The sequence below is a fragment of the Serratia sp. FS14 genome (genome assembly GCF_000695995.1).
GTDB classification, from domain to species: Bacteria; Pseudomonadota; Gammaproteobacteria; order Enterobacterales; family Enterobacteriaceae; genus Serratia; species Serratia nematodiphila.
Window position 1 is genome coordinate 662913 of record NZ_CP005927.1, and the last position, 18748, is coordinate 681660.

The following is an 18748-nucleotide window of genomic DNA, read 5'->3' on the forward strand; positions in this document are numbered from 1 at the left end:
GATTATGTCCAACCATGACCAATTGCACCGTTACCTGTTTGAAAACTACGCGGTGCGCGGCGAGCTGGTTACCGTCAGCGAAACCTATCAGCAGATCCTGAATAACCACGACTACCCGGCGCCGGTACAAAAACTGCTGGGCGAGCTGCTGGTCGCCACCAGTCTGCTGACCGCGACCCTGAAGTTCGACGGCGACATCACCGTTCAGCTGCAAGGCGACGGCCCGCTGAAGCTGGCGGTGATCAACGGCAACAACCGCCAGGAGATGCGCGGCGTTGCGCGCACCCAGGCGCCTATCGCCGACGACAGCACCTTGCATCAGATGATCGGCAACGGCGTCATGGTCATCACCATTTCCCCGACGGAAGGCGAGCGCTATCAGGGCGTCGTCGGCCTGGAAGGTGAAACCCTGGCCGAATGCCTGGAAGCCTACTTCCGCCAGTCCGAACAGCTGCCAACCCGCCTGTTCATCCGCACCGGCGAAGCGGAAGGCAACGCCGCGGCGGCCGGTATGCTGCTGCAGGTGCTGCCGGCGCAGGACGGCAACCTCGATGATTTCGATCATCTGGTGCAACTGACCAACACGGTCAAAAGCGAAGAGCTGTTCGGCCTGCCGGCCAACGAAGTGTTGTACCGCCTGTACCATCAGGAAGAGGTCACCTTGTACGAACCGCAGGACGTGCAGTTCCGCTGCACCTGTTCTCGCCAGCGTTGCGCCGACGCGCTGCTGACCCTGCCGACCGACGAAGTGGCGGACATGCTGGAGCAGGACGGCAATATCGACATGCACTGCGACTACTGTGGCAGCCACTATGTCTTTGACCCGGTTGATGTTGCCGCGCTGTATGCGGGTAACACCGGCGAAAGCGACCAGTTGCACTAAGTTACACCCTTTCGGCGGGCGCGCCCGGCGCCCGCCAACGCCCGCCGTTTGCACGTTTGCTTTTTTCCGTGTGCTATCTCTCAGATCGTAACGAAATACCGCCTAAAACGTTAAATATTTGATACCCATCGCGGTTACGCACCGTTAGATCCCTACAATTGCCGCCAGAAATTCTGTGACCAAGGAGTAGTAACATGCGCGTTAAAGGTATAACCCCTCAGGATCTGGCCGCTTACGGCATTCACGACGTTAGCGAAATCGTTCACAACCCGAGCTATGAACTGCTGTTTAAGGAAGAAACAGACCCATCTCTGGAAGGTTTTGAGCGTGGGGTAGTCACCAAGCTGGGTGCCGTCTCCGTCGATACCGGCATCTTCACCGGCCGTTCGCCGAAAGACAAATACATCGTCCGCGACGACATCACCCGCGATACCGTGTGGTGGGCCGATCAGGGCAAAGGCAAAAACGACAACAAACCTCTCAGCCCGGAAGTCTGGGTCGATCTGAAACACCTGGTCACCGAGCAACTGTCCGGCAAACGCCTGTTCGTGGTGGATACCTTCTGCGGCGCCAACGCCGACTCGCGCCTGAAAGTGCGTTTCATCACCGAGGTGGCCTGGCAGGCGCACTTCGTGAAAAACATGTTCATCCGCCCAAGCGACGAAGAGCTGGCTGACTTCGAACCGGACTTCGTGGTGATGAACGGCGCCAAATGCACCAACCCGAACTGGCAGCAGCAAGGCCTGAACTCGGAGAACTTCGTCGCCTTCAACCTGACCGAGCGCATGCAGCTGATCGGCGGCACCTGGTACGGCGGCGAAATGAAGAAAGGCATGTTCTCGATGATGAACTACCTGCTGCCGCTGAAAGGCATCGCCTCGATGCACTGCTCGGCCAACGTGGGCGAGAAAGGCGACGTGGCGGTATTCTTCGGCCTGTCCGGCACCGGCAAGACCACCCTCTCCACCGATCCTAAGCGTCAGCTGATCGGCGATGACGAGCACGGCTGGGACGACGACGGCGTGTTCAACTTCGAAGGCGGCTGCTACGCCAAGACCATCAAGCTGTCTGAAGAAGCCGAGCCGGACATCTACCACGCCATCAAACGCGATGCGCTGCTGGAAAACGTCACCGTGCTGGCCGACGGCAGCATCGACTTCAATGACGGTTCGAAAACCGAAAACACCCGCGTTTCTTACCCGATCTATCATATCCAGAACATCGTCAAGCCGGTGTCCAAGGCGGGTCACGCCACCAAGGTGATCTTCCTGACCGCCGACGCTTTCGGCGTGCTGCCGCCGGTATCGCGTCTGACCGCCAACCAGACTCAGTACCACTTCCTGTCCGGCTTCACCGCCAAACTGGCCGGCACCGAGCGCGGCGTAACCGAACCGACGCCAACCTTCTCCGCCTGCTTCGGTGCCGCGTTCCTGTCGCTGCACCCGACGCAGTACGCCGAAGTGCTGGTGAAACGCATGCAGGCCGCCGGTGCCCAGGCTTACCTGGTCAACACCGGCTGGAACGGCACCGGCAAACGCATCTCGATCAAAGATACGCGCGGCATCATCGACGCCATCCTGAGCGGTGAGATCGACAAGGCGGAAACCGTCACTCTGCCGATCTTCGATCTGGCGATGCCGACCGCGCTGCCGGGCGTGAATCCGGAGATCCTCGATCCGCGCAATACCTACGCCAGCCTCGAGCAGTGGCAGGAAAAAGCGCAGGATCTGGCCGAGCGCTTCATCACCAACTTCGACAAATACACCGACACGCCTGCAGGCGCCGCGCTGGTCAGCGCTGGCCCGAAGCTGTAATTCGGTAGCATTACCTCTTCAGCTAAGGCGCGGATCCCGCGCCTTTTTTATTTTTCGTGATTGCTTTTTGACCAACGAGACGAGAAAATAAGTCAATGCAATCATTGATAGCAAAGGAGGTTTAAATGGCGACTATCACCGTCAGAAATCTGGACGACGAAATCAAAGAACTGCTGCGCATTTCAGCGGCGAAAAACGGCCACTCCATGGAAGAGGAAGCGCGCATGATCCTGAAGCAGGCGCTGGTGAAAAAGCCGCCGCGCTATGGGTTAGGAACACGCATGCATCAGTACTTCGCCGAATTCGGCGGCGTTGAGTTGGAGATCCCCCCACGTGATGAAGCCCCTCATCGTATCGTCAACTTTGATGAAGATGATGAAAAATGATTGTGCTGGATACCAACGTCGTTTCGGAATTGCTGCGGCCGGCGCCTCACTACAATGTATTGCGCTGGTTAGATGAGCAGGATACGTATCGGTTCTATTTGAGCGCCATCGTGGTTGCGGAGTTGTATACGGGCATCGCCTGCATGCCTCACGGCAAGAAACAGCTCGAACTGCAAACTAACCTCGGCGACATGCTGCAGGAAGAGTTTTCAGACAGAATCTTACCCTTTGACGTCGGCTGTGCGATGCAGCATGCGGAATTAATGGGCGCCAATCGCCGCCGAGGTATTGGCGTCAGCATGCCCGATACCCAAATCGCCGCCACCTGCCTGCATTACGGCGCCGCCCTGGCCACCCGCAATACCAAAAACTTCCTCCACTGCGGCATCGAGTTAATCGATCCGTGGCAGGCGCCGACCGGCCGTCGGTTGCATGAAGATGCGGCGGAATACTACGTGATGAGCAGAAAGTCCTGACGGGGCCGCAGCGGCGCGGCCCACACCAGAGGTCAGGCGTTTTCCCTGGCCGTTTGATGACCGTTGGTCGACTCTTTTTTCTCCATCGGCAACGGAATATACGCGCGGATCAACAGCCCGCCGCGCTCGCTGGTGCCGATATCCAGTTCGCCGTCATGCGCGTCGATAATGCGCTGCACGATCGCCAGCCCCAGACCGGTGCCGCTGGTGCTGCGCGCGCTGTCTCCGCGTACGAACGGCTGCAACAGGTGCTTCAACTCGTCCGGCTTGATGCCCGGCCCGTCATCTTCCACCTGGAACCAACCGCGCTGCAGCTCACGGCCGCTGCTGACCTTGATCCAGCCGTTGCCGTAACGCGCCGCGTTCACCACCATATTCACCGCCGCCCGCTTAATCGACAGCGGATGCACATTCATCATCAGCTCGCCCGGCGACAGCGCGGTTTCAATCACCCGCTCATAGCCGCTCTCGGCCGCGACCACTTCGCCTAAAATGGCGTTCAGATCGCTGCTTTCGGTCGGCATTTCCTGCCCGGTGCGCAGATAATCGATGAACTGCTCGATGATGGCGTTGCACTCTTCGATGTCTTTATTGATCGACTCGGCCAGATAGCCGTCTTCGGCGCTCATCATCTCCGTCGCCAGCCGGATGCGCGTCAACGGCGTGCGCAGGTCGTGGCTGACCCCGGCCATCAGCAACGTGCGGTCATCCGCCAGCTGTTTGACGCCCGACGCCATCTGATTGAATGCGCGAGTCACCGACCGCACTTCGGAAGCGCCATACTCGCGCAGCGGCGGCGGAATAATGCCCTTGCCCACCTGCAGCGCCGCATGTTCCAGCTCCACCAGCGGGCGGTTTTGAATACGAATAAACAGCCAGGCGCCGCCGATCGCCAGCAGCATGATCGCCAGCGTATAGCGGAACAGCGGCGAGAAGTCGCCCTGGTGGATTTCCGTCAGCGGCACGCGCACCCAGATATCGGGCTGCAGCCAGGTTTTCAGCCACACCACCGGGGAGTTCTTGTTCACCTCCACCCGCACATCGGTTGGCCCGCCGAGCTGCTGCGCCATCTGCTGGCTGAGGAACTGGTAGTGCTGCGCCCAGCGCAGGCCGCTCTCCTCCGCCGCCGAGTTGGTGTAGAGAGAGATGCCCAGTTCGCGGTAGATCTCACGGCGGAACGCCGGCGGCACTTCCAGCAACGTGCCGTCCTCCAGCTGCAGCCGATCGGTCATCAGCATACGCACTTCGTAGGCCAATACCTTGTTGAACTGCTGCAGGCTGGGCAGGATGGCGAAGTTCAGCACCACCAGATAGGTCGTCACCAGGCTGACAAACAGCAAGGTGACGATCAACAACAGGGTTCGGGCAAACGAGCTACGCGGTGAAAAGCGCAATCGCCTCATGCCTTACTGCCGTCCGGGACGAAGACGTAGCCGAGACCCCACACGGTCTGGATATAACGCGGATGCGCCGGATCTTCTTCAACCATGCGGCGCAGGCGAGAGATCTGCACGTCGATGGAACGCTCCATGGCGCTGTATTCGCGGCCACGCGCCAGGTTCATCAGCTTATCGCGCGACAGCGGTTCACGCGGGTGGCTGACCAGCGCCTTCAGTACCGCGAACTCGCCGCTGGTCAACGGCATCGGCTCGTCTTCGCGGAACATCTCACGGGTGCCGAGGTTCAGTTTGAATTTGCCGAACGCGATCACCGCTTCTTCCTGCGAAGGCGCGCCCGGCAGTTCGTTCGCCTGACGGCGCAGCACCGCACGGATACGAGCCAACAGCTCACGCGGGTTGAACGGTTTAGGAATGTAGTCGTCGGCGCCGATTTCCAGCCCCACGATGCGATCGACCTCTTCGCCTTTGGCGGTGACCATAATGATTGGCATCGGGTTGCTCTGGCTGCGCAGGCGGCGGCAGATGGACAGGCCGTCTTCGCCCGGCAACATCAGATCGAGCACCATCAAATGGAAGGATTCACGAGTCAGCAAGCGATCCATTTGCTCAGCGTTGGCAACGCTGCGAACCTGGAAGCCCTGCTCGGTTAAATAACGTTCTAAAAGCGCGCGCAGGCGCATGTCATCATCGACAACCAGGATCTTATGATTCTCTTGCATGGTATTACTCCCAAAGGCTTTATTGCCTGACTCGAATATTGTTAGAAAACCTTGCCATTTGAGACAGCGTTTAATGGTATGTATTCTAGACGAAATTGTTACAAAGCTTATTCTTTTCCCCATTTATCAACAATTTTCAGTGAATGTCGACGGGGGTTCGTCAAAATTTCGCCCTTTATCGGCGCAATGTGGGGCGACGGCCCAATTTTGTGCAATTTCGCCACCGGGAAGCGCCCGGTGGCGTTCAGCTGTCGGGTCAGGAAGTTTGCAGGAAACGCGCCAGCTGCCTGCGCAGCTGCCGGTTCTCTTGCTGTAGCGCATCAACCCGGTCGAGCAGCGTTAGCGCCATGGCGATCCCCGGCCAGTCCAGATCCAGCTCGGCACGCAGCCTGCGCGCGCGCTGCAGATGGCTCAGCGCCGGATAATCGAACTCCCAGCGCGGCTGCGCCGGCTCCAGCGGCACGATAACGCCCAGGCCGACGATCTCGACCAGCTCGTCCTCTGAAATCTCCACCCGCTGGCACAGTTCCACCACGGTGAAAGTGATCTCTTTTTTCATCATCTGCTTTACTCCCATTCCGCGCGCGGGTTGAACGCCGCCTGTTCAGCCAGCTCTCGCCACAGGGCGCTGGCCTTCTCGTTCGGCTTCGGCGGCATCACCACCTTGAGAATAACGTACAGGTCACCGGGCTCTTTCTTGCCCGCCAACCCTTTGCCTTTGACCCGCAGCCGTTTGCCGCTCTGGCTGCCGGCCGGCACGGTCAGCGCGATTTTGCCGGTCAGCGTCGGCACCTCAATGCTGGCGCCGAGCGCCGCTTCCCACGGAGCGAGCGGCGCCACGATGCTCAGGTTGTGGCCGTCGATCTCGAACAGCGGATGCGGCGCAAGGCGGATGACCAGATACAGGTCGCCGTTCTGGCCGCCGCCCACGCCGGCAACGCCCTGCCCCTTGAGGCGAATGCGCTCGCCGTCGCCCACGCCGGCCGGAATTTTCACGTTCAGCGTCTTGCTGGCCTCGCTTACCTGCCGCCCCAGTTCGTCGTACACCGGCAACTTGTAGGAAATCTCGCGGCTTTGGCCATGCAGCGTTTCCTCGAGGAACAGCGGCACCTCCATCTCCAGATCCTGGCCGCGGAAGCCATGCCCGCCGTGCGAGTGCGAAGCAGAGCGATGCCCGCCCGCCGCCCGCCCGCCGAACATGCTTTCGAAGAAATCGGAGAAGTCTTGCGCGTCGGCGCCGCCGCCGTGCCATGAAGCGCTCTGCTGATAGCCGCCGCGATCGCCGCGCGCCTGGCGGCCAAAGTTCGGATCGTTGCGGTGCAGCCGGATCTGATCGTACTCGGCGCGGCGCTCCTCGTCCTTCAGCACCTCATAGGCTTCGGCCACTTCCTTGAACTTGCTTTCGGCATCGTCTTCAGTGCTCACGTCAGGGTGATATTTACGCGCCAGCCGACGGTAGGCCGTTTTGATGGTTTTCAGATCGGCGTTGGGCTCAACGCCCATCGTGGCGTAGTAATCTTTAAATTCCATGCGGTAATACCTTCAATGTGTTGGGTTGTGCGCCAAAATTCCTTGTCTCTCTCGCCAGATATCCTCCTTTCGTCACATTCCTTTTCCGCTACGCTAAGCATACTCCCGATCGTTAAAAGCTGCGCAAACTGAATAAAAACCGTGCGACAAGGCACAGGCCCGCGCGCCATTTCTAAAGCCCCCCGCATTCACGTACACTGTGGCGGTGGCCCCATAAAGATAAATCACGATGAGAACTCAACTGATAACCCGTGAAGGGTATGACAAGCTCAAACAAGAGCTGGATTACCTCTGGCGCGAAGAACGCCCCGAGGTGACCAAGAAAGTGACCTGGGCCGCCAGCCTGGGCGACAGAAGCGAAAACGCCGACTACCAATACAACAAGAAGCGGCTGCGCGAGATCGATCGCCGCGTCCGCTATCTGACCAAATGCCTGGAGCAGTTGAAGATCGTCGATTATTCACCGCAGCAGGAAGGCAAAGTGTTCTTCGGCGCCTGGGTAGAGGTGGAGAACGAAGACGGCGAAACCAAACGCTTTCGCATCGTCGGTTACGACGAGATTTTCGGCCGCAAGGATTACATCTCCATCGATGCGCCGATGGCGCGCGCCCTGCTGAAAAAAGAGGTCGGGGACGTCGCCACCGTCAATACCCCGCTGGGCGAGGCGCAGTGGTACGTTAACGAGATAAACTACCCGAAGTAAGCTTTCAGCTTTTTCCTAACCGCCGCCAACGCCGCCGTCTGCGCTGTTCTCCATGCCGCGGCCGCGCGGCGGCGGCCCGCTTCGCTGGCATTTTCCCCGATCAATCCGTATAACTGTCCCCTGTTTATTCACCGATCTCAATACAGATACCAGACCTATGAATGACCCACTGAGCCGCATTATTGCAACAGAACTGCAGGCCCGGCCGGAGCAAGTCGACTCCGCCATCCGTCTGCTGGATGAAGGTAATACCGTGCCCTTTATTGCACGCTATCGTAAGGAAGTCACCGGGGGCCTGGACGACACCCAACTGCGCCAGCTGGAAACCCGCCTGGGTTATCTGCGTGAACTGGAAGATCGTCGCCAGACCATCCTGAAGTCGATCGATGAACAGGGCAAACTGACTGAACAATTGGCGGGGGCGATCAACGCCACGCTGAGCAAGACCGAACTCGAAGACCTCTACCTGCCGTACAAACCGAAGCGCCGCACCCGTGGCCAGATCGCCATCGAAGCCGGCCTGGAACCGCTGGCGGATACGCTGTGGCAGGATCCGCAACAGCAGCCGGAACAACTGGCTGAACGCTACGTCGACGCCGACAAGGGCGTGGCGGACGTGAAAGCCGCCCTCGACGGCGCGCGCTATATCCTGATGGAGCGCTTCGCCGAAGACGCCGCGCTGCTGGCCAAGGTGCGCGACTACCTGTGGAAAAACGCCCATCTGGTGTCCAAAGTGGTCGAAGGCAAGGAAGAAGAAGGCGCCAAGTTCCGCGACTATTTTGATCACCACGAACCGATTTCTCAGGTGCCTTCACACCGCGCGCTGGCGATGTTCCGCGGCCGCAACGAAGGCGTGCTGCAGCTGGCGCTGAACGCCGATCCGCAGTTTGAGGAAGCCCCGCGCGAAAGCCAGGCGGAGCTGATCATCATCAATCACCTCAACCTGCGCCTGAACAACGCCCCGGCCGACGCCTGGCGCAAGGCGGTGGTCAACTGGACCTGGCGCATCAAGGTGTTGCTGCATCTGGAAACCGAGCTGATGGGCACGGTGCGCGAGCGCGCGGAAGATGAAGCAATCAACGTTTTCGCCCGCAATATGCATGATCTGCTGATGGCCGCACCGGCCGGCATGCGCGCCACCATGGGCCTCGATCCGGGCCTGCGCACCGGGGTGAAAGTCGCCGTGGTCGACGCGACCGGCAAGCTGGTCGCCACCGACACCGTCTACCCGCACACCGGGCAAGCGGCGAAAGCCGCCGCCATCGTCGCGGCGCTGTGCATCAAACACAACGTGGAGCTGGTGGCCATAGGCAACGGCACCGCTTCACGTGAAACCGAGCGCTTTTATCTCGACCTGCAAAAGCAGTTCGGCGAAGTCCGGGCGCAGAAAGTGATCGTCAGCGAAGCGGGCGCGTCGGTGTATTCCGCGTCCGAACTGGCGGCGCAGGAGTTCCCGGATCTCGACGTATCGCTGCGCGGTGCGGTGTCCATCGCTCGCCGCCTGCAGGATCCGCTGGCGGAGCTGGTGAAGATCGACCCGAAATCCATCGGCGTCGGCCAGTATCAGCACGACGTCAGCCAGAGCCAGCTGGCGAAGAAACTGGACTCGGTGGTGGAAGACTGCGTAAACGCCGTCGGCGTCGATCTGAACACCGCGTCTGTGCCGTTGCTGACCCGCGTGGCCGGCCTGACGCGCATGATGGCGCAGAACATCGTCAATTGGCGCGACGAGAACGGCCGCTTCAGCAACCGTGAACAGCTGCTGAAGGTCAGCCGTCTGGGGCCGAAGGCCTTCGAACAGTGCGCCGGCTTCCTGCGCATCAACCACGGCGACAACCCGCTGGATGCTTCCACCGTTCACCCGGAAGCCTATCCGGTGGTGCAACGCATCCTGGCCGCCACCGAGCAGGCGCTGCAGGACCTGATGGGCAACGCCTCCGCGGTGCGCAGCCTGAAAGCGGTTGATTTCACCGACGACAAGTTCGGCGTGCCGACGGTCACCGACATTCTGAAAGAGCTGGAGAAGCCGGGCCGTGACCCGCGTCCGGAATTCAAAACCGCCACCTTCGCCGAAGGCGTGGAAACCCTCAACGATCTGCAGCCGGGCATGATCCTGGAAGGCTCGGTGACCAACGTCACCAACTTCGGCGCCTTCGTGGATATCGGCGTGCATCAGGACGGCCTGGTGCATATCTCCTCGCTGGCGGATAAGTTCGTCGAAGATCCGCACACCGTGGTGAAAGCCGGCGACATCGTCAAAGTGAAGGTGATGGAAGTCGATCTGCAGCGTAAACGCATTGCGCTGAGCATGCGCCTGGATGAGCAACCGGGCGAGGGTTCACCGCGTCGCGGCGGCAACGCGCCTGCCCAGACGCGCGACAACGCCAACCGTTCGGCAGGCGGCAACAAGGCCAAACCGCGCAACGCGGCGCCGGCCGGCAACAGCGCCATGGGCGACGCGCTGGCGGCGGCATTCGGCAAGAAACGCTAAGTCGGAACCGACAGGGCGGAGCCTGCTCCGCCCTTTCCGAGAAAGAAAACTTGCGGCATTTTTTTGACCCGTCTCAATAAACCGTTATCTTTTTATTTCCCGTTGCTGCGTGACCGCCCTCCCATTGTTAAAGTGGCAAACATCCCTTCTGCAGCCGTTTATTAACAACGTCGTTAACACGCATTTTTCATTTTGCGAATTGTGAGCGAAACACAAATGGTTACCGCTCGCATTACGGCGGAATAATGTTATTGAATTGCCTTTCATCAGAAATAAATAAGGGAAAAACGCCATCAATATTTGCAAACGAGAAAACTTGGCTACAAATACGCAACTGATTTAACTCACCATTCTCATTTGTCGCCGAGTAAAAGCAGTGGTAAAACGGGGCTTATCAAGACGACACAACCAAAAACTGTCGACGCCATAATAATTGGTTACAATACCCCTATCTTTTGTGTTGAATGCGATAATGATAATTACTATTATTTGCGCTCACTTTATTGCATGACCTTATGGATGAATACCGCCGACGGCGTGGCATTTTCGCCGGCAACGTCCAATTATCATCAGCCCGATGTTCATCGGCACCCGGAAGGTTAATCACATGCAGCTTCAACCTAAACACACATATAAGATTGTCGGCTTTTCCGGTGAAATTGCACCGGCCTACCGCCAGAAACTGTTATCGCTCGGCATGCTGCCCGGCTCTTCGTTCGACGTGGTGCGCGTCGCGCCGCTGGGCGATCCGATAGAAATTAAAACCCGCCGAGTCAGCCTGGTGCTGCGCAGGAAGGATCTGGCGCTGCTGCAGCTCGACGGCCAGTCCTGAACCGGCGCGCCTCCATTTGCCGACGCGCCCTTGCGCCGGCGCTGCTCTCCTTGAAGACGACACGCAGAACTATGAAAAAACTCACCATCGGCTTAATCGGTAACCCGAACTCCGGCAAAACCACGCTGTTCAACCAGCTGACCGGCGCACGTCAACGGGTCGGCAACTGGGCGGGCGTGACGGTCGAACGCAAAGAAGGCCATTTCACTACCCCGCAGTCCGACGTGCGGCTGGTCGATTTGCCCGGCACCTACTCCCTGACCACCATTTCAGAGCAAACCTCGCTCGATGAGCAGATCGCCTGCCACTACATTTTGAGCGGCGACGCCGATCTGCTGATCAACGTGGTCGATGCCTCCAACCTGGAGCGCAATCTCTACCTGACGCTGCAGCTGCTGGAGCTGGGCATTCCCTGCATCGTGGCGCTGAACATGCTCGACATCGCCAAAAGCCAGCATATCGATATCGACGTCGCCGCGCTGTCGGCGCGCCTCGGCTGCCCGGTAGTGCCGATGATCTCCACCCGCGCCGACGGTATCGGCGTGCTGAAACAGATGATCGACAATCATCGCATCAACGAACAGCAGGCGCTGGTGAACTACCCGCCGTTGCTGTTGAAAGCGGTCGCCACGCTGAGCGATGCCATGCCGCAAACGCTGCCGGCGGTGCAACGCCGCTGGCTGGCATTGCAGATGCTGGAAGGCGACATCTACAGCCACCGGCTGGCCGGTCCCGCCGTCGCGCTGCTGCCTGCGGCCATTCAGGCGTTGCAACAGCAGCAGCAAGAAGACCCGGCGCTGGTGATCGCCGACGCGCGCTACCAGTCTATCGCCACCCTGAGCGACGCGGTCAGCAACTCGCAGCAGGCGATGCCCAACCGCCTGACCGACATGCTGGATAAAGTGATCCTCAACCGCTGGCTGGGCGTACCGATCTTCCTGTTGGTGATGTACCTGATGTTCCTGCTGGCGATCAACATCGGCGGCGCGCTGCAGCCGATCTTCGATATCGGCTCGGCGGCGATCTTCATTCAGGGCATTCAGTGGCTCGGCTACACCCTGCACTTCCCCGACTGGCTGACCGTTTTCCTGGCGCAGGGCGTCGGCGGCGGCATCAACACCGTGCTGCCGCTGGTGCCGCAGATCGGCATGATGTACCTGTTCCTGTCGTTCCTGGAAGACTCCGGCTACATGGCGCGTGCGGCGTTCGTGATGGATCGCCTGATGCAGGCGCTCGGGCTGCCGGGCAAATCCTTTGTGCCGCTGATCGTCGGTTTCGGCTGCAACGTGCCGTCCATCATGGGCGCCCGCACGCTGGACGCCCAACGCGAGCGCCTGATCACCATCATGATGGCGCCGTTCATGTCCTGCGGCGCCCGGCTGGCGATCTTCGCGGTATTCGCCGCCGCCTTCTTTGGCCAGGACGGCGCAGGGGTGGTGTTCTCGCTGTACATGCTCGGCATCGCGGTGGCGATCCTCACCGGCCTGGTACTCAAATACACCCTCATGCGCGGCGAAGCCTCGCCGTTCGTGATGGAGCTGCCGGTTTACCACGTGCCGCACCTGAAAAGCCTGCTGCTGCAAACCTGGCAGCGGTTGAAAGGCTTCGTGTTGCGCGCCGGTAAGGTGATCGTGGTGGCCAGCATATTCATCGGCGGCCTGAACAGCTTCTCGTTCAGCGGCAAAACGGTCGACAACATCAACGACTCCGCGCTGGCCACGGTTTCCAAGGTGCTGACGCCGTTGCTGCAGCCGATGGGCGTCCACCGCGATAACTGGCAGGCCACCGTCGGCCTGGTGACCGGCGCGATGGCGAAAGAAGTGGTGGTCGGCACGCTGAATACGCTGTATACCGCCGAGCACATCAACAAAGAGGCGTTCGACGCCGCCAACTTCAACCTGCTCGATGAGCTGGGCGGCGCGCTGCAGGAAACCTGGGACGGCCTGAAAAACACCTTCAGCCTGAGCGTGCTGTCCAACCCGATCGAAGCCAGCAAGGGCGACGGCGAGATGGGCGTCGGCTCGATGGGCGTGATGAGCAGCAAATTCGGCTCCGGCATCTCCGCCTACAGCTATCTGATCTTCGTGCTGCTGTATGTGCCCTGCGTCTCGGTGATGGGCGCCATCGCCCGCGAATCGAGCCGCGGCTGGATGACATTCTCCATCCTGTGGGGGCTGAACGTGGCCTACTCGCTGGCGACGCTGTTCTACCAAGCGGCGACCTTCAACCAACATCCGCAGTACAGCCTGACGGCGATCCTGGCGGTGCTGCTGGTGAATCTGCTGGTGCTGTTCGGCCTTCGCCGGGCGCGCAGCCGCGTCACGGTGCGCCTGGGCAACGCCACGCCGGCGGCCTGTTGTCAGGGCGCCAAAGGGAACTGTCACTGATGGCCGGGCTGCTGCAGGTGCGCGATGCGCTGGCGCTGCGCGGCAGCGCCCAGGCGCAGCAGCTCAGCCAATCGCTGGCGACGCCGCTGCCGCTGGTGCAGGCGATGCTGGATCGTTTGACGGCGATGGGGAAAGTGGAGCGCATCGAACAGGATGACGGCGCCTGTTTGAGCGGCGGCTGCAAAAGCTGCCCGCAGGGCCAGGGGTGCAGCACGGTGTTCTACCGACTGAAAGCCTGAAGATAAGGGGCGCCAATGACGGGCGCCCCATTACCGTTCAAGGCTTATTGTTTGTCTTTGTAAACTTCGGCGATGGCGCTGAATTTACCGTGTTCGCGGCCTGCCAGGATCACGTAGTATTGACCGCCCTTTTCGTCAGCCAGTTTGGACAGCTCTTCCTTGGCGTCCATCGGTGACGTGGTTTCCGCCGTCGTGGTGACGGTGCCGATCTTCTCGTATTTACCCGGGTTCTTATCCAGATCTTCCTTGGTCAGCAGGGTTGCCGCCATGGAGCCGAAAGACACCGAACCCAGCACTGCCGCTGCAATAATCATCTTCAATGATTTCATGACACTAACCTCTCAATGGATAATTTATCTGTTATGAAAGCCGTCAAAAATCCATGCGTAGTACCGCAGGCTGCCGCGACATCCTCAGGCCTCGTTGCTTTCCCTGACGGGGCCCGTTTCCCAGAGACGAAACGCCAAAATGAAAAGCGCCGCACGCGGTCTTTTCATTTTGCAGCCAACGCATTGACTCACTAAGTATTGAACAGCTTTGTCTTTTATCCACCCGGCAGCGTTTTTTTTCGCGCTCTATCGTGCGTTTTCCCGCTGCATTCAATGTGCTGCAATAAACGCTTCGATCATCGTCACAAATTCATCGGGATGAGAGATAAACGGCGCATGGGCGGCTTTGGCCACGATCTGCGACGTGGAGTTCGGCCAGGCGGCATCGAGCAGCTCGGCGACCTTGCGCGGCACCAGCCCGTCCAGATAGCCGTAAATCCGCAGCAGCGGCAGATCCAGCTCCGCCAGCGGCGCGCGCAGATCGGCAGTGCGCAGGATCTCCAGCCCACCGTTCAATACTTCGACGCTCGGCGTCGGCTGGTTGAGCACCACCGCTTTCAGCTGGCGCGCATCCTGACGCGCGCTCTCGGTGCCCAGCGTCTGCAGCGCCAGAAAACGCTCGACGGTGCGCTGGAAATCCAGGCTCAGCTGATGCTGGAAACCGCTCAGCACGTCCGGGCGGATCCCCGGCCACGCATCGCGAGCGGCAAAACACGGCGAGGAGGCCACGGTGATAAGCCCCTTGACCCGCCCGGGCTGCATCAGCGCCGCCTGGCTGGCCACCAGCCCGCCGAGCGACCAGCCAAGCCACCAGGCCTGCGGCGGGGCGGCCGCCAGCACGATATCCGTCATCTGCTCCAGCGACAGGGCGCCGAACCCCTGGCTGCGGCCGTATCCCGGCAGATCGACCAGATGCAGGCGAAAATGCGGCGTCAGTCGAGCCTGGATGCAACTCCACACTTCGGCGTTCAATCCCCAGCCGTGCAGCAGCACAAGATCGCGTTCGCCTTCGCCTATTGTTTGCCAGTACAGCGCTGTCATTGGTTACTGTCCTTTCATGCTTATCCGTGTCGGAGGCCCTATGCTATCAATCCGCAGCCGCTGTTGGCTATGCCGACAGCCGTTGAGCCTGGTGCGTCATGGCATCTGCAGTTGCTGCCTGCGCCATCTGCCGGTCAACCCTCCGTGTTGCCCGCGCTGCGGATTGCCCACCGGCGAGACGCAAATGCCCTGCGGCCGCTGCCTGCAACGGCCGCCGCCCTGGCAGCGGCTGGTGTTCGTCGGCGACTACGTTGCGCCGCTCAGCCAACTGGTAAAAAGATTCAAGTTCCACCGCGCGCCCGAGCTGGCGCCGACGCTGGCGCGCCTGATGCTGCTGCGGTGGCAGCAGGCGCGAAGAGAGCAGTATCTGAACAGACCCGACCTGATTTTAGCGGTACCCTTGCATGCATCACGCTGCTGGCGCCGTGGCTATAATCAGAGCGATCTGCTGGCCCGGCCGCTGGCGCGCTGGCTGGGCTGCGCCTATCGGCCCGCCGCCTTGCGCCGGGTGCGCAAAACCGCCCTGCAACAGCGGCTGAGCGCCTCTGCCCGCAGACGCAATCTGCAGCGCGCGTTCGCCTGTACCGTGCCGGTCGCCGGCCGGCATATCGCCCTGGTGGATGACGTGGTGACCACCGGCAGCACCGTCGCGGCGATCGCGGCGCTGCTGCGGCGGCAAGGCGCCGCTTCGGTGCAGATATGGTGCGTTTGCCGCACGTTGTAGTGCCACGGCAATGGGCGTATTATAACCGACTATAGAAGTCAACTATTGAGCTAATGCTATGATCCGTATAACAGATGCTGCACAGGAACACTTTGCCAAACTGCTGGCAAATCAAGAAGAAGGCACCCAAATCCGCGTATTCGTGATCAACCCGGGCACGCCGACGGCCGAATGCGGTGTCTCTTATTGCCCGCCGGACGCGGTAGAAGCGACGGATACCGAACTGAAGTTCGACAAACTGTCCGCCTATGTCGATGAGCTGAGCGCGCCGTATCTGGAAGACGCCGAAATCGACTTCGTGACAGACCAGCTGGGTTCTCAGCTGACGCTGAAGGCGCCGAACGCCAAGATGCGCAAGGTCGATGACGACGCACCGCTGATGGAGCGCGTGGAATACGTGCTGCAGTCGCAGATCAACCCGCAGCTGGCGGGCCACGGCGGCCGCGTAACGCTGATGGAGATCACCGACGACAACATGGCTATTCTGCAGTTCGGCGGCGGTTGCAACGGCTGTTCGATGGTGGACGTCACGCTGAAAGAAGGCATTGAGAAAGAGCTGCTGCAGAAATTCCCGGAGCTGAAAGGCGTACGTGATTTGACCGAGCACCAGCGCGGCGAGCACTCTTACTACTGATACCCGGCGTTCGCGCCACGGTAGATAACACAATGCCGGAAGGGGGAACCCGTTCCGGCATTGTCGTTTTCAGCCCACCGACACCTTGCGGCGCCGCTTGTCCAAATCCTTCAGCAGCCGGTTTATGTGCGGGTCGGCGAACATCTCCTCCAGCGTCTGGGTCAGCTTGCGCCGCCAGTTAGGGTACTGATCGCTGGTACCGGGAATATTGACCGGATCCGCCATATCCAGCCAGTCTTCCGGCTGCAGGCCGAGCAAGGCGCTGGCGCTGTCGGCGACATAGCGCTGCAGGCCGCGGTTGAGCAGCGGGCTCATGCCGAGCAGCGCCGCCTTCTTGCCCACCTTCTGCGGCACGCAGCCATAACGATGCAATCCGTCCAGCAACCCCTGTTTGGCGCGTTCCCGATCGGCGAACAGCGCCCGCAGGATCTCCGCGTCCGGGTAAAGGCCCAGCCGATTGCCGAGCGTCAGATCGTCGCTTTGCCAATAGCCGCGCAGCGTCGGCAGATCGTGGGTGGTGATGGTCGCCATCGCCTGCACCGGATAGGCCTGCGGCGCACGGAAATGGTGCTCGCCGTCGCTTTCGAAATAGAGCACTTTGTAGGAATAGACGCCGCTGTCGCGCAGCTTGCCGACGATCTCCACCGGCACCGTGCCGAGATCCTCGCCGATCACCATGCAACGGTGGCGCTGGCTTTCCAGCGCCAGCACCGCCAGCAGATCGTCCACCGGGTATTTGACATAGGCGCCGCGATCGGCGGTTTCGCCATACGGGATCCACCACAGCCGCAGCAGCGCCATGACGTGATCGATGCGCAGCGCGCCGCAGCTGGTCATGTTGGCGCGCAAAAGATCGATGAACGGCTGATACCCGCGCGCCGCCATCACGTGCGGATCCATCGGCGGCAGGCCCCAGTTTTGCCCCAGCGGCCCCAGAATATCCGGCGGTGCCCCGACCGACGCTCTCAGGCAGTACAGCTCACGGTCACACCAGGTTTCCGCCCCGCCTTCCGCCACCCCGACCGCCAGATCGCGATACAGGCCAATCGGCATCTGCTGCTGCCTGCTCTGGTCAAAACACTGTGCGAACTGCGTGGCCGCCAGCCATTGCAGCCACAGGTAAAAGCGGACCGCGTCCTGATGTTCGGCGCAGAACTGCCGCACCGCGTCGCTCTGCCCCTGCCGATAGCGCTCGGGCCAGGCCGGCCAGCCCCACTGGCTGGCGTCTTTGGCCGCCAGATAGGCATGCAGCGCATCAAACGCCGCCTGCTGATACAGGCTGTCGCCCCCCTCAGCCACGAACTGCTCGAACGCCTGACGCTGCGCGTCGTTCGGCTGGCGCGCCTGAAACAGCGGGAACGCCAGCTTCAGCGCCGCCAGCTTCAGCTGCATCACGGCGGTGTAGTCCACCCACTCCGCGGCGCGCGCCTTGGCCAGCTGCTTCTGCGTCGCCGGCTTCTGCCACCAGCGCTGCGCCGCGTCGCTGCGCTGGAAATCCTCCACCGCATTGACGTCGATATACGCCAGATTCAGCCAGCGGCGCGATGAGGGGCTGTAGGGGCTGGCGCTCTCCGGGTTGGCCGGATACAGCGCATGGATCGGATTGAGGCCGACGAAGGCACCGCCGCGTTCCCCCACCTGCTCCACCATCAGGCGCAGATCGCCGAAATCGCCGATGCCCCAGTTGCGATCGGAACGCAGCGTATACAGCTGAACGCAGGCGCCCCACAGCTTCTTGCCGGTCAGCAAGGCGTCCGGCTCGAAGCAGCGTCTCGGCGCGACGATCACTCGGCATGGCCACTGCTGCTCGCCCTGGCTCAGCGTCAATTGGTGGTACCCCATCGGCAGATCGCCGGGCAGCGTCAGGGTCTTGCGCGCGCCGACGCGCCCCTGCAGGCATTCGCCGTCTTCACGCCGCAGCGCCCACAGGTACTCGCCTTCACCCGCCGGGGTCAACGCCAGCGGCGCGCCCTGATAGAACACCTTTACCGCCGGTAACGGCGACGCCGCGCCTTCCTGCGCGCCATCGGCCCGATTCATGGCTGCCAACAGCTTGCGCTTGGTCTCCGGTTCAATCGCCTGCCGCTTGCCGTGGGCATTGATAAAATCGGCAGCGATCCCCGCCTGCGCTGCCGCCTGATCGATACGCTTGCGATCCAT

At 60.8% G+C, this 18748-nt stretch carries 18 protein-coding genes; 11 read left to right on the forward strand and 7 right to left on the reverse strand.

What is annotated here, in order from left to right:
• The first annotated feature begins 4 nt into the window (after window positions 1-4).
• The 4 genes from hslO (at window position 5) to L085_RS03145 (ending at window position 3559) form a co-directional block, all read left to right on the forward strand.
• Window positions 5-883 (forward strand): Hsp33 family molecular chaperone HslO, encoded by an 879-nt coding sequence (hslO, locus tag L085_RS03130; protein ID WP_015379307.1) that lies wholly within the window; start codon window positions 5-7, stop codon window positions 881-883.
• A 194-nt stretch (window positions 884-1077) separates the two neighbouring features.
• Complete coding sequence (pckA, locus tag L085_RS03135) at window positions 1078-2697, forward strand: phosphoenolpyruvate carboxykinase (ATP) (RefSeq protein ID WP_044030010.1); 1620 nt, start codon at window positions 1078-1080, stop codon at window positions 2695-2697.
• Between the two features lie 125 nt (window positions 2698-2822).
• Entirely contained in the window at window positions 2823-3083 is a 261-nt protein-coding gene (locus L085_RS03140; protein ID WP_015379309.1) for a plasmid stability-like protein, read from the forward strand.
• Window positions 3080-3559, forward strand: a complete 480-nt coding sequence (locus L085_RS03145; RefSeq protein WP_044030011.1) for a type II toxin-antitoxin system VapC family toxin — start codon at window positions 3080-3082, stop codon at window positions 3557-3559. The genes L085_RS03140 and L085_RS03145 overlap by 4 nt, the downstream gene beginning before the upstream one ends.
• A 32-nt stretch (window positions 3560-3591) precedes the next feature.
• On the opposite strand, the gene envZ is transcribed toward L085_RS03145, so the two are convergent.
• The 4 genes from envZ to cbpA form a co-directional block, all read right to left on the reverse strand.
• Window positions 3592-4962 (reverse strand): two-component system sensor histidine kinase EnvZ, encoded by a 1371-nt coding sequence (envZ, locus tag L085_RS03150; protein ID WP_031300055.1) that lies wholly within the window; start codon window positions 4960-4962, stop codon window positions 3592-3594.
• Window positions 4959-5678 (reverse strand): two-component system response regulator OmpR, encoded by a 720-nt coding sequence (gene ompR, locus L085_RS03155; RefSeq protein ID WP_004709363.1) that lies wholly within the window; start codon window positions 5676-5678, stop codon window positions 4959-4961. The genes envZ and ompR overlap by 4 nt, the downstream gene beginning before the upstream one ends.
• Window positions 5679-5934: 256 nt before the next feature.
• Window positions 5935-6240, reverse strand: coding sequence for a chaperone modulator CbpM (locus L085_RS03160; protein WP_004930739.1), 306 nt, complete (start codon window positions 6238-6240; stop codon window positions 5935-5937).
• A gap of 5 nt (window positions 6241-6245) precedes the next feature.
• Complete coding sequence (gene cbpA, locus L085_RS03165) at window positions 6246-7208, reverse strand: curved DNA-binding protein (protein WP_004930742.1); 963 nt, start codon at window positions 7206-7208, stop codon at window positions 6246-6248.
• A 229-nt stretch (window positions 7209-7437) separates the two neighbouring features.
• Between cbpA and greB the strand changes: the two genes are divergently transcribed.
• From greB to L085_RS03190, 5 genes are all read left to right on the forward strand, one after another.
• Window positions 7438-7911 (forward strand): transcription elongation factor GreB, encoded by a 474-nt coding sequence (greB, locus tag L085_RS03170; RefSeq protein ID WP_004930745.1) that lies wholly within the window; start codon window positions 7438-7440, stop codon window positions 7909-7911.
• 157 nt (window positions 7912-8068) lie between these two features.
• Window positions 8069-10402: a Tex family protein gene (locus L085_RS03175; RefSeq protein WP_021504764.1), complete on the forward strand. Its 2334-nt coding sequence runs from the start codon at window positions 8069-8071 to the stop codon at window positions 10400-10402.
• 607 nt (window positions 10403-11009) lie between these two features.
• On the forward strand, window positions 11010-11234 hold the full coding sequence (gene feoA / locus L085_RS03180) for a ferrous iron transporter A (protein ID WP_004930752.1): 225 nt from the start codon (window positions 11010-11012) through the stop codon (window positions 11232-11234).
• A gap of 71 nt (window positions 11235-11305) precedes the next feature.
• Window positions 11306-13621, forward strand: a complete 2316-nt coding sequence (gene feoB / locus L085_RS03185; protein WP_044030013.1) for a Fe(2+) transporter permease subunit FeoB — start codon at window positions 11306-11308, stop codon at window positions 13619-13621.
• A complete protein-coding gene (locus L085_RS03190; protein ID WP_004930758.1) occupies window positions 13621-13860 on the forward strand; it encodes a FeoC-like transcriptional regulator in 240 nt (79 codons plus the stop codon). Before feoB ends, L085_RS03190 begins: the two co-directional genes overlap by 1 nt.
• 44 nt (window positions 13861-13904) lie before the next feature.
• On the opposite strand, the gene L085_RS03195 is transcribed toward L085_RS03190, so the two are convergent.
• Together L085_RS03195 and bioH are read right to left on the reverse strand one after the other, a co-directional pair.
• Window positions 13905-14189 (reverse strand): YdgH/BhsA/McbA-like domain containing protein, encoded by a 285-nt coding sequence (locus tag L085_RS03195; RefSeq protein ID WP_004930765.1) that lies wholly within the window; start codon window positions 14187-14189, stop codon window positions 13905-13907.
• Between the two features lie 270 nt (window positions 14190-14459).
• Window positions 14460-15230 carry a pimeloyl-ACP methyl ester esterase BioH gene (gene bioH / locus L085_RS03200; protein WP_044030014.1) on the reverse strand — a complete coding sequence of 257 codons (771 nt, stop codon included), beginning with the start codon at window positions 15228-15230 and terminating at the stop codon, window positions 14460-14462.
• A 40-nt stretch (window positions 15231-15270) separates the two neighbouring features.
• Here bioH and gntX point away from each other — a divergent pair, with 40 nt between their 5' ends.
• Both gntX and nfuA read left to right on the forward strand, forming a co-directional pair.
• Window positions 15271-15954 (forward strand): DNA utilization protein GntX, encoded by a 684-nt coding sequence (gene gntX, locus L085_RS03205; RefSeq protein WP_044030015.1) that lies wholly within the window; start codon window positions 15271-15273, stop codon window positions 15952-15954.
• Window positions 15955-16012: 58 nt separating this feature from the next.
• Entirely contained in the window at window positions 16013-16588 is a 576-nt protein-coding gene (gene nfuA / locus L085_RS03210) for a Fe-S biogenesis protein NfuA (RefSeq protein ID WP_004930777.1), read from the forward strand.
• 69 nt (window positions 16589-16657) lie between these two features.
• Here the strand turns inward: nfuA and malQ are convergent, their stop codons facing one another.
• Window positions 16658-18748 (reverse strand): 4-alpha-glucanotransferase, encoded by a 2091-nt coding sequence (malQ, locus tag L085_RS03215; RefSeq protein WP_044030017.1) that lies wholly within the window; start codon window positions 18746-18748, stop codon window positions 16658-16660.